At 72.0% G+C, this 10,236-nt stretch carries 13 protein-coding genes; all 13 read right to left on the bottom strand.

Annotation, left to right across the window (positions count from 1 at the left end):
* Window positions 1-90: 90 nt before the first annotated feature.
* The 13 genes from B1H50_RS06500 to rpsP all read right to left on the bottom strand — a co-directional run bounded on the left by B1H50_RS06500 (window position 91) and on the right by rpsP (window position 10,216).
* Window positions 91-396, bottom strand: coding sequence for a DUF2469 domain-containing protein (locus B1H50_RS06500; RefSeq protein ID WP_080462970.1), 306 nt, complete (start codon window positions 394-396; stop codon window positions 91-93).
* A 98-nt stretch (window positions 397-494) separates the two neighbouring features.
* Window positions 495-1,205 (bottom strand): ribonuclease HII, encoded by a 711-nt coding sequence (locus B1H50_RS06495; RefSeq protein WP_080462969.1) that lies wholly within the window; start codon window positions 1,203-1,205, stop codon window positions 495-497.
* A 3-nt stretch (window positions 1,206-1,208) separates the two neighbouring features.
* Window positions 1,209-2,120 carry a signal peptidase I gene (gene lepB, locus B1H50_RS06490; RefSeq protein WP_080462968.1) on the bottom strand — a complete coding sequence of 304 codons (912 nt, stop codon included), beginning with the start codon at window positions 2,118-2,120 and terminating at the stop codon, window positions 1,209-1,211.
* 111 nt (window positions 2,121-2,231) lie between these two features.
* Window positions 2,232-2,579: a 50S ribosomal protein L19 gene (gene rplS, locus B1H50_RS06485; protein WP_080462967.1), complete on the bottom strand. Its 348-nt coding sequence runs from the start codon at window positions 2,577-2,579 to the stop codon at window positions 2,232-2,234.
* A 234-nt stretch (window positions 2,580-2,813) separates the two neighbouring features.
* The gene (gene lepB / locus B1H50_RS06480) at window positions 2,814-3,590 is read right to left on the bottom strand and encodes a signal peptidase I (RefSeq protein ID WP_080462966.1); all 777 of its coding nucleotides are present in this window, start codon (window positions 3,588-3,590) and stop codon (window positions 2,814-2,816) included.
* On the bottom strand, window positions 3,587-5,077 hold the full coding sequence (gene trmD / locus B1H50_RS06475; RefSeq protein ID WP_080462965.1) for a tRNA (guanosine(37)-N1)-methyltransferase TrmD: 1,491 nt from the start codon (window positions 5,075-5,077) through the stop codon (window positions 3,587-3,589). Before trmD ends, lepB (B1H50_RS06480) begins: the two co-directional genes overlap by 4 nt.
* Entirely contained in the window at window positions 5,070-5,684 is a 615-nt protein-coding gene (rimM, locus tag B1H50_RS06470; RefSeq protein WP_080462964.1) for a ribosome maturation factor RimM, read from the bottom strand. Before rimM ends, trmD begins: the two co-directional genes overlap by 8 nt.
* A 111-nt stretch (window positions 5,685-5,795) precedes the next feature.
* Entirely contained in the window at window positions 5,796-6,032 is a 237-nt protein-coding gene (locus tag B1H50_RS09825; RefSeq protein WP_198939983.1) for a hypothetical protein, read from the bottom strand.
* Complete coding sequence (locus tag B1H50_RS06465) at window positions 6,029-6,673, bottom strand: hypothetical protein (protein ID WP_198939982.1); 645 nt, start codon at window positions 6,671-6,673, stop codon at window positions 6,029-6,031. Before B1H50_RS06465 ends, B1H50_RS09825 begins: the two co-directional genes overlap by 4 nt.
* On the bottom strand, window positions 6,657-8,312 hold the full coding sequence (locus B1H50_RS06460) for an N-6 DNA methylase (protein WP_080462963.1): 1,656 nt from the start codon (window positions 8,310-8,312) through the stop codon (window positions 6,657-6,659). The genes B1H50_RS06465 and B1H50_RS06460 overlap by 17 nt, the downstream gene beginning before the upstream one ends.
* Window positions 8,313-8,438: 126 nt before the next feature.
* On the bottom strand, window positions 8,439-9,383 hold the full coding sequence (locus tag B1H50_RS06455) for an aldo/keto reductase (protein ID WP_080462962.1): 945 nt from the start codon (window positions 9,381-9,383) through the stop codon (window positions 8,439-8,441).
* 139 nt (window positions 9,384-9,522) lie between these two features.
* Window positions 9,523-9,759 (bottom strand): RNA-binding protein, encoded by a 237-nt coding sequence (locus B1H50_RS06450; protein WP_080462961.1) that lies wholly within the window; start codon window positions 9,757-9,759, stop codon window positions 9,523-9,525.
* A 1-nt stretch (window position 9,760) separates the two neighbouring features.
* Complete coding sequence (gene rpsP / locus B1H50_RS06445) at window positions 9,761-10,216, bottom strand: 30S ribosomal protein S16 (RefSeq protein WP_080462960.1); 456 nt, start codon at window positions 10,214-10,216, stop codon at window positions 9,761-9,763.
* Window positions 10,217-10,236 lie beyond the last annotated feature (20 nt).

Genomic DNA, 10,236 nt, shown 5'->3' with positions numbered 1-10,236 from the left:
GTTCCCGGCGCATGGTGGCGCGAGGGCAGCGCGCGGACCTCGGGCGCACCGCCCCGGGCCCGAGAACCGTCGCCGCGAGGGGTCAGGCGCTCATGAGGGGATCTTCATCTCCGGCTTGGACAGCTCCTCGACATTGACGTCCTTGAAAGTGACCACGCGCACGGACTTCACGAAGCGGGAGGAGCGGTAGATGTCCCACACCCACGCGTCCTCCAGGCTCAGCTCGAAGAACACCTCGCCGCCGTTGGTGCGCACCTGGACGTCCACGGAGTTGGCCAGGTAGAAGCGGCGCTCCGTCTCGACGACGTAGTCGAACAGGCCCACGACGTCCCGGTACTCCCGGTACAGGTCGAGCTCCAGATCGTTCTCGTATGCCTCAAGGTCCTCTGCACTCACCGGGCCATCATGCCCGCCACCGCCGCCCGGACGCGAGAGGCGGGCGGGTTGCGTCGCCCACCCACGACTCCCTGCGCCCGGGCGGCGGGCGCGGGGAGTCAGCCCAGCCCGGGCAGGCGCCAGCTGCGGCGGTGCTGCTCGCAGGCGCCGAGCGCGGCCAGGCCCGCCTGATGCGCAGCCGAGCCGTAGCCCTTGTTGGAGGCCCAGCCGTAGCCGGGGTCGGGCAGGGCGGACATGATCGCGTCGCGCTCGACCTTGGCGAGCACGGAGGCGGCTGCGACGACGGCGCAGCTGGCGTCGGCCTTGACGCGCATGACGACGCCGGGGATGTCCTCGCCGGGGATCGCAGGGCCGTACTCGCGGCAGAGCGCGATCGGATCCGGCTGGTCGAGGGAGGACAGAAGGTCCCCGGCGGGAGGGGTCAGCCAGTTCGTGGCGCCGTCGAGGATGATGACGCCGGGCAGGTGCCCGCGCTCACGGACCTGGGCCAGGGCCCGCCGCCCGGCCAGGCGCAGGGCGGCGGCGATGCCGAGGGCGTCGATCTCGGCCGGTGAGGTGTGGGCGATGGCGTGGTCGGTGAGCCATGCGGCGCAGGGGGCTGTGAGGGCCTCGCGCCGGGAGGCGCTGAGCATCTTGGAATCGGCCAGCCCCTCGGGGAAGGCGCCAGCGGTACTCCGGGAGACAACCGCGAGGCCGACGGTGACGGGGCCGGCCAGCGCGCCCCTGCCGACCTCGTCGAGGCCGCCGACGAGCTCGTGGTCCCTCAGGAGCGAGGTCTCGAGAGCGCGGTCGGGTCGGGTGCGCGACATGGGTCAGGCCGCGCGGACCATGCCCGCGGGCGCATCCTCCCGGAGGGCGACGGCCGCGGCGGTGGTGGTGGCTGCGAGCGGGTCAGCGGCGGGGACCTCCTTGAAGGCCTCGCGCCCACCGGCCAGCGTGCCCCAGTGGGAGAAGGGCCAGACGATCCCCTTGGCCACGCCCACGACGTCGGTCAGGGGCAGGGCGCCTCCATGGGCGTCAGAGGTGTGGAATCGGGAATCGGCGGAGTTGGAGCGGTTGTCCCCCATGACCCACACGCAGCCCTCGGGCACGACGACGTCGAAGGGCGTGGTGGACGGCGAGGTCCCCGGCCGGAGGTAGGGCTCATGGATCTGGACGCCGTTGACGGTCAGGCCGCCGTGGCCGTCGGCGACGACGCGGTCCCCCGGCATCCCGATGACGCGCTTGATGAGGTGGTGCCCGGAGCCCTCGGGCAGGAGGCGGATCGCGATGGCGAAGTCGCGCAGCGCGCCCCTGAAGCCCGTGGGATCAGTGGTATCGAGCCAGGAACCGGGGTCGCGGAAGACGACGATGTCCCCGCGCCGCAGGTCCTTAGAGTCGTACATGGTGACGGCCACGCGGTCCCCGTTGACGAGGGTGGGCTCCATGGAGGCCGAGGGGATCTCGAAGGTCTGGACGACGAAGGACTTGATGAACGCCGAGCCGGCCAGGACAACGACGACGACGATGAGGCTCGAAAGCAGGCGCCGCCAGCGGCTGGAGGCCGAGGGCCTGGGGGCCGAGTCGGCCAGGCGCGTGCCGGTGGCGTTGGCGACCGGCTGGCGGGGAGGGATGGCGGGGGGAAGGGAGAGGGGGGAGTTTCCGCCCTCCTGGTGGGGCTCCTCGTCCTCGGGGTCATCCTGGGAGGCGCCCAGGACGATGATCGGCTGGCGCTGATCGGTCACAGGGCCTCCTCTCGATGATCGTGGTGGCGGACGTTGACGGGGCGGCGCCATGCGCCGGATGGACTCAGCGCCCGGGGCTCGGGGCCCCGGGCGCTTGAGGGAGAAGCGGGATCAGGCCTCCCGGCGCTCCTTGATCTTGGCGGCCTTACCGCGCAGGTTGCGCAGGTAGTACAGCTTGGCGCGGCGCACGTCACCGCGGGTGACGACCTCGATCTTGTCGATCGAAGGGGTGTGCACCGGGAAGGTGCGCTCGACGCCAACGCCGAAGGAGATCTTGCGGACCGTGAAGGTCTCGCCGATGCCACCGCCGTGACGGGCGATCACGACGCCCTGGAAGACCTGGACGCGGGAGCGATTGCCCTCAACGACCTTGACGTGCACCTTGACGGTGTCGCCGGGGCGGAAGCTGGGGATGTCGTCGCGCAGCGACTTGGCGTTGATCTCGTCGATCAGGTTCATTGTTCTCTCCTGCGCACGTGCCACTGGTCATGAGCGCTTGATAAGTGGGGCCGCACCGTCCCGTGAGGATGGGGCCGCCCCGGAGCGTGTGCCCGACGGGTCCTGCGATGCTGGGCCCTCCCCAGTGGCGGAGGCGCCCCGAGTCCCGTGGGCGGGCCCAGTCTGCCACAGGGCCGCGGGGCGCGGCGATGAGGCCCATGCCCAAGTGCGCGACCTCACGCGGTGCCCGCGCCGTCAGGAGGCGGAGGGCACGCCGGAGAAGGCCTCCTCGCCGTCGGTCAGGCTTCCCCAGCGGGAGATGGGCCAGGCCACGCTCTTGGCGACGCCGACGACGTCGTCGAGCGGCACGAAGCCCCCGTTGGCATCATCCTGGTGGTAGCGCGAGTCCTCGGAGTTGGAGCGGTTGTCTCCCATGACCCAGACCTTCCCCGGCGGGACGACGACGTCGAAGGCGAGCTCGGAGGGGGCCCGGCCGGGTTTGATGTAGGGCTCGTGGATCGGCGTCCCGTTGACGGTGATGGGGCCGGTGCCGTCGGCGACGACATGGTCCCCCGGCATCCCGATGACGCGCTTGATGAGGTAGTCGCCAGTGCGGTCGGGCAGCAGGCGCACGGCCACGAGGGCGTCCCGGAAGAGACCCGCGAGGCCGGTGGGCTGGGGATCGTTGAGCCAGTCATCGGGGTCGGCGAAGACGACGATATCGCCGCGGCGGATATCGGTGGCATCGTACGTGGTGACCACGACCCTGTCGCCCTTCTTGAGGGTATTCTCCATGGAGCCGGACGGGATGATGAAGGACTGGGCGACATAGGTCTTGAGCAGGGCGGCGCCGATGATGCCGACGATGAGGAAGGCGACGACGATGAGGCGGCCGCGCCAGCGGTCGGCCCGGCTCCGCTCGGCGCCGTCGACCCCGTCAACAGCGTCGGCGCCCTCGGCGGTGTCGGCGGTCCCGGTCTCGGCACCCGGGTCGGCTGGGGCGTCCTCGGCTCTGGTCAGCGCGTCGCTCATGCGTGCGGCTCCTTCCTGGGGTTGGGCTCGCCGGCGGGATCGAGGGTCAGGGACATGACGACGTCGCGGCAGGCGATTCCGCCCACCTCGTAGACGCGCTTGCCGCGCGGTCTGAAACCGGCGCGCTTGTAGGCCTTCTGCGCGCGCCTGTTGCCCTCATGGGTGCCCAGCCAGATCTCGGTAGCGCCGGCGCAGCCCGCGCCGGCGAGGGCATGGGAGATGAGGACCGGGGCCAGGCCCGAGGCGCGCAGCCGGGAGTCGGCGTAAACCTTGGACAGCTCGGCCACAGCCCTGCCGCTGGCTGCGTCGGGCGCGGCGATGCCGGGCGGGCGGGCGTCGAGGCCCTCGGGAAGGGCGCCATCGGCGTCGCGGGCCTCGAGGAGGCTGACCGCGTAGCCGACGAGTTCGCCGGGGGCGATCGGCTCGGCGTCGGAGTCAGCGGGCGAGCCCTCGGGCAGCTCCGCGACGGTAACACCGGCGCGCTCGTCGGCGATCCACTGGGCGAAGCGCTCGGGGCACAGGGCGCGGGAGATATGCGTGGCGATCTTCTCGGGGGGGAGGAAGGGCGGGCAGGCGTCCGGGAAGGTCCGCGCGGCCAGGGCGGCGAGGGCCTCGGCATCGTCGGGCTCGGCGGGGCGCAGGCGCATGGGAACGGGGCGTGGGGCCCCGGCGGGCACCACCCAGCCGTGGCGGGCGAGGGTAGTGCGGTCCTGGGAGTCGAGGGTGGCGGGATCCAGGGCGCGGATCATGTCGGGGCGCCGAGCGGCGGTGCGGGCCAGGGCCTCGTCGCGACGCGCGCGGGCGATGCGGGCATGGTCCCCGGAGAGCAGCACTTCGGGAGCGTCGAGACCCCGCCAGGCGACGGGGCGGGTGAGCGCCTCATGCTCGAGGAGGCCGGCGGCGCTGTGGGACTCCTCGAGGACGGAGGCGGGGTTGCCGACGACGCCCGGCAGGAGCCTGGCGATGGCCTCGATCATGACGATGGCGGCCGCCTCTCCCCCGTTGAGGACGTAGTCGCCGATCGACAGCTCACGCACCTCGAAGCCGCGCGCCGCGTAGTGGCGGGGCACCCGCGAGTCGATGCCCTCGTAGCGCCCGCAGGCCACGACGAGGCGGTCGGCCCGGGCCAGGTCCTCGGCGGTGCGCTGAGTGAAGACCTCCCCGGCGGGGGTGGGGATGAGTAGGACGGCGCGGCCCGCCCCGGGTGCCTCGGGGCCCCCAGCGAGGACGGCGTCGAGGGCCTCCCCCCACACATCGGGCCTCATGACCATGCCGGCGCCGCCGCCGAGCGGGGTGTCATCCACGGTTCGGTGGCGGTCGTGCGCCCAGTCGCGCAGGTCGTGGATGCGCAGATCGATGAGGCCGTCCTCTCGGGCGCGCCCGATGAGGGACAGATCCAAGACATCGAGGAAGGCCGGGAAGATGCTGACGATGTCAATGCGCGTCCGCTGGGCTCGCGAGGGGAAGACCCCGCTCGTCTCAGTCATGATGAGCGCCATCGACGGCCTCCCCGGCGCTGCGAGTGGCGCGGGGGCCCGAGGTCCCCGCGGTGTCCTCGCTGACCTCTGCGGCGCCCAAGCCCGGGAAGAGGCCGCCAGGCGGGTCGATGACGACCAGGCCGGCCTCGAGGTCGACCTCGGGCACGAGCGCCTCGACGAAGGGGACAGCGACGCGCTGCCCACTGGGCGTGGTGATGATGAGACGGTCCTGGGCGACGCCGGGCTCGAGATCGGTGACGGCGCCGAGCCCAGTGCCGTCGACGCGGCGCGCGGCCAGGCCCACGAGCTCGTGGCGGTACCAGGCGTCGTCGTCCTCGTCCTCGGGCTCGGTATCGGTGTCGATGAGGAGGCGGTGGCCCCGCAGGGCCTCGGCGGCGGTGCGGTCGGGGGCCTCGGCGAAGGCCGCGAACCAACGGGTGCCGTCGAAGCGCAGGCGCTCCACGGTGAGGTCGGCGGCCGGTCTCCCAGAACGGTCCTGGGTGGCCAGGACGGCGCCGGGGGCGAGGCGGCCCTCTGGGTCGTCGGAGCGGATCTCCAGGCGGACCTCGCCCTTGAGGGCATGGGCGGGGCCGATGATGGCGACGGTGAGCTGCACCTGGTCTCCTGGGTGGGCGTGGGTCGGCGGCGCGATCGATCCGCCGTGTCGGTGACCAACCTACCGCGCCGCTCGCCCTGGCCCTCGCGCCGGCGCAAGGAGGGGCGAAGGTCACTCCTCGAGCAGGAGGCGGCCCCGGCGACGCTCTCTCACGGTCCGATGGAAGGAGGCCGGGGCGGCGTCGAGAATGGCGGTGATCATCCTGTCCATGAACTGAGGGGCGCCGAGGTCGGCCGGGATCTCGTCGGCGAGGATCGACACCGCGCCGGATGGGCCGGCGTCATACATGAGGAGGCATGTGGCTGTGTAGCCGTTGCCGTCACCGCGGTCGCGGAGCTTGCGCATCATGTCGATCGCCCGCTCCAACTGGCTGGGCTCGGCGTCGATCGCCGAGGACAGCGCGAAGGCGAATCCCACGGCGGCCAGGGGTACCTCGCACGCAGGTTGCCGGCGTCCCCATAGGCCTCCTCGAAGCGATTGGGGAGGTTCTTGCCGAAGGAGGAGCTCTGGGACTTCGTGGACAGGAGGAGCTCGGGCCCGGTGGACCAGGAGGACATGACGACGTCGACCTGCTTCGTGTACGCCCTGCCCAGGATGCTTGCGTCCTGGGGCGCGACGGCGCGCAGCCTGAGGAGCCTGGCCGTCAGGTCGTTCCTCAGAGCAGTCGGCAGGCGCTCGAGGAGCGCCTTGAGGTCAGTGGGCAGCACTCGTGGATCACTCGCTCGTGGCCACACCGAATCCGGGTCGAAGCCCGCGCGGCGGAACTCGTGGGCGAACCACGCATCGAGGCCCTTGCCGAGGAGGCCGGTCTGCGTGGAGGCGCTCTCGCTCACGGGGATCGTGAGGATGCTCCCCAGGAGATCGAGATCCGGGAGGTAGACGCGGCCCCCGACCCCGTCATGGCGCCAGGGCGACTCGCAGGACGCGGCCCGGATGAGGTCGTCGTAGCGGGCGACGCCGCGGGGGCCGGTCTCAGCGCTGCTGGGCATGGTCGACTCCTCTGCCTCTGGCCGCGCGCCTCGCCGCCAGGTAACGGCGGGTCCGACGGATCTCCTCCAGCCCGCTGTCGCCGATCAGGGCGCCCAGCCCGAGGGCCTCATCGACGACGCACCGGGCGGCTGCGGCCTCGCCCTGGTCGACCAGCTCCAGGACCCGCGGCAACGCCCGCTCGAGTGGTTCGGCGGCGCTGCGCACCACGTCGAGACTGGGGACCGGCAGATCGCGGGCCTCGCGGGGCTCCAGCTTGAGCAGGCCTCCCCCATAGGCGCGCCCCGTGTACTCCGCGCCGAGCGCGGTGGCGGAGTTATGCGCGGCCAGGGCCAGCAGGCGTGGCGGAATCCCCGAGGCGTCCGGCGCCAGGACGAGCCCGTGGACGGAGTTCAAGTGCGCCGCCCCGGCCTCGTTCGCGCACAGGGCGACGCTGTCCGCGTTCATGTAGGTGACGAGCAGATCGGCGACAGGCGGCCTGGGAACGCGCCACCAGGGGGACCTCACCCGGCACTTGTAGGCCTCGGAGACTCCGGCGAGCTCTCCGGCCCGAATATACCGGGCGCCCGCGGGCGAAGGAGCGCCGGGCGGCGAGAACAGGAGGGTCCGCGCGCCGCTGTCCCCCAGGGCGCTGAGATCGGCGGCGCTGAGCCGCAGGCGGCGCAGATGGCGCGAGCCGGGAGGGCTGAGGGGGACGACATCGCGCCCAGTGAGACCGAGCTCGTCAGAGCGCTGCGGGCTCAGGGCGAAGTACTTGTTGGCACCGGTGACCGCCCCGAGGGTGAGCCGCCCCCATCCCGAGAGGCGCCCGAACGCCTGAGAGTCAATGATCTCCTGGTGGGAGGGGCAGGCGGCCAGCGCCGGGGTCCACTTGTCACCGGGCAGGGCCGGAGTCCATGTGCTCACGGCTCGCGAGGTGGCGAGGTCGGCGAGGCTCTCCACCTGCATGACCTCGAAGGAGTCGGATCCGCCTCCGTCAGGGCGGTAGCCATCAGCGAGCAGGAGCAGCACTTCCTCCTGGACATCGGGGAAGACCCTCGCGGCGAACAGGACGAGCCTGACCCGCTGGAAGGAGCGCAGCAGGTAGGAGCGCACCTCGGCGGCGTAGTTGACGCTGAGCAGCTCGGCGGGCAGGACGAGTCCGAGCCTCCCGCCGACCACCAGGTGGGTGGCGGCGACGACGGTGAAGGCCGCCCACGAGGAGGCGAGCGCGGTCAGGCGCGCGCCCGCTGCGAGGGCCGCCTCGGCGCCCTTCAGGCGAGCGCTGCCACTGAAGCCGTGGTAGCGGATATAAGGGGGATTCCCGATGACCGCGTCCACGGCGGCCCCACGGTAGTCGAAGAAGTCGCTCACCGTCAGCGCGGCCTCGATGCCCTGTGCGCGCAGCGCGTCGGCCGCCCGGCGCACCGAGCCCCCGTGAAGGTCGACGCCCATCAACTGGGCCGCGCGCGGGTCCCCACCGAGCTCGGCGATGCGGCGCGCCGCCGCGGTCAGGAATACAGCCTCGCCGCAGGAGGGCTCGAGGACGGAATCGCCGGCGCCCCGGATCGCCCAATCGGCGATGAAACGCGCCAAGGAGGGCGGAGTGAAGAAGGCCCCGCGCTCCTTCCTGGACTCACGAGGATCCACGTAGGTCTGCATGGTCGTAGTCTGCCCGCCCGCTCCGACACGAATAGTGGACACTTGGCACGCCGAGCCTAGCAGCGCGGGTGGTGCCCGGAGGGCGCTGCGCCGACTCGGCCCCTCCCGCGGACCGCCGGAGCTGTCTCAGGCGACGGCGTCGGACAGGCGCGTGAGGCGATCGACCTCCTCGGGGGCCAGAACGAGGTCGAGCGCGGTGGTGATGGCCGGGAGCTGGGCGAGCGAGCGGGCGGAGGCCAGGGGCGCGACGACACCGGGGCGGTCGCGCAACCAGGCGAGAGCCACGGAGGCCGGCTCCACGCCGTGGGCGGCGGCGATCTCGACCACGGCGTCGACGACGTCGAAGCACTCAGGGCGCAGATAGTCCGCGACCATTCCGGAGCGAGCGCCGGTGGGCATCTCATCGCGCCGGTACTTGCCGGCGAGGAATCCCGCGGCCAGGGAGAAGTACGGCACGAGGCCGAGGCCGTGCCGGGCGGCCACCCCGCCGCGACCGCCGGGGCCCTCGACGTCACCGCGGTGCAGGAGGTTGTAGTGGGGCTGGAGGGCGACGGGGGCGGCTGCGCCCTGCTCGGCGGCGAGCGCCATCCACTCCTCGATGCGCTCAGGGGCGTAGTTGGACAGGGCGACGTGGCGGATCTTGCCGGCCGCGCGGATCTCCTCGAACACGGCGACGGTCTCGCCCAGGGGCACGACGGGGTCGTCAAAGTGGGCGTAGTAGAGGTCGATGGCCTCGACTCCCAGGCGTCCCAGGGACTCATCGACGGCGAGGCGCACGTTGTCAGGGGCCAGGCCCCTCCGGTCGGGCTTGGTGGAGACCTTGGTGGCGATGACGAGATCATCGTGGTGGCCCCGCGCGCGCAGCCAGGAACCGATGATGGTTTCCGACTCCCCGCCGCGGTTGCCGCTCGCCCAGTGGGAGTAGCCGTCGGCGGTGTCGATGAAGTTGCCCCCGGCCTCCACATAGGCGTTGAGCACGGCGTGGCCGGTGGCCTCATCGGCAGTCCATCCCAGGACGTTGCCGCCGAATCCGATCCTGGCGACGTCGAGGTCCGAGTCCCCTATGCGCATGAGTCTGTCTCCTTCGTCGAACCGCGTGAGGTGGCCCGGATGGGGCCGGTGAGAGGCACAACGCCGTTGCCCGGCCCTCCATTCCTGAAGGGCCAGGCAACGGGTTGGGAGATGCGCAGGCCTCTCGGCCGCTCCGTGCTCAGCGGCGGTCGGTGTCGACGACGTCGACGCGCACCGGCGAGTCCGCCAGCGCGCCCACGACCGTGCGCAGGGCCCGGGCGGTGCGGCCCGAGCGGCCGATGACGCGACCGAGGTCCTCGGGGTTCACGCGCACCTCGAGGAGGTCGCCGCGGCGCAGCGACCGGGGGGTGACGGTGACGTCATCGGGATTGTCGACGATCCCGCGAACGAGGTGCTCGAGCGCGTCGGCGAGCATGTCAGGCCTCCTCGGAGGGGACCTCGGGAGCGGAGTCCCCGGAGGACCCCTCCGCGGCCTTGGCCTCGGCGTCGGCCTTCGCCTTGGCGGCGGCGGCCTTGCGCTTCTCGGCGTCGTCGGAGACGGCCTTGACGGCGGCCTCCTTGGCGGCCGCAGCGGCCGCAGCGTCCTTGACCTTCAGACGGCCCTCGGCGCCGGGCAGGCCCTTGAACTTCTGGTAGTCGCCCGTGATCTTGAGCAGGTTGAAGACGGTGTCGGAGGGCTGGGCTCCCACGCCGAGCCAGTACTGGACCCGCTCGGAGTCGATGCTGATGAGCGAGGGCTCCTGCATCGGGTCGTAGAGGCCGACCTCCTCGATGACACGGCCGTCGCGCTTCTTGCGGGAGTCGAGGACGACGACCCGGTAGAAGGGGGCGAACTTCTTGCCCATGCGCTTGAGGCGAATCTTGACTGCCACTTGGTTGAACTCCTGGTTCT

It is taken from the genome of Actinomyces gaoshouyii (assembly GCF_002072175.1).
GTDB lineage: Bacteria > Actinomycetota > Actinomycetes > Actinomycetales > Actinomycetaceae > Actinomyces > Actinomyces gaoshouyii.
Note: the sequence above shows the minus strand (reverse complement) of the source record. Positions and strands in the feature narration are given on the sequence as shown.

Bases quoted from the DNA above. Each gene is read 5' to 3' on its own strand.
- B1H50_RS06495 (WP_080462969.1), bottom strand. From the start codon at position 1,205: ATGTCGCGCACCCGACCCGACCGCGCTCTCGAGACCTCGCTCCTGAGG.
- B1H50_RS06465 (WP_198939982.1), bottom strand. From the start codon at position 6,673: ATGCCCAGCAGCGCTGAGACCGGCCCCCGCGGCGTCGCCCGCTACGAC.
- B1H50_RS06460 (WP_080462963.1), bottom strand. From the start codon at position 8,312: ATGCAGACCTACGTGGATCCTCGTGAGTCCAGGAAGGAGCGCGGGGCC.
- lepB (WP_080462966.1), bottom strand. From the start codon at position 3,590: ATGAGCGACGCGCTGACCAGAGCCGAGGACGCCCCAGCCGACCCGGGT.
- B1H50_RS06450 (WP_080462961.1), bottom strand. From the start codon at position 9,759: ATGCTCGCCGACGCGCTCGAGCACCTCGTTCGCGGGATCGTCGACAAT.
- B1H50_RS09825 (WP_198939983.1), bottom strand. From the start codon at position 6,032: ATGATGCGCAAGCTCCGCGACCGCGGTGACGGCAACGGCTACACAGCC.
- trmD (WP_080462965.1), bottom strand. From the start codon at position 5,077: ATGACTGAGACGAGCGGGGTCTTCCCCTCGCGAGCCCAGCGGACGCGC.
- rplS (WP_080462967.1), bottom strand. From the start codon at position 2,579: ATGAACCTGATCGACGAGATCAACGCCAAGTCGCTGCGCGACGACATC.
- B1H50_RS06455 (WP_080462962.1), bottom strand. From the start codon at position 9,383: ATGCGCATAGGGGACTCGGACCTCGACGTCGCCAGGATCGGATTCGGC.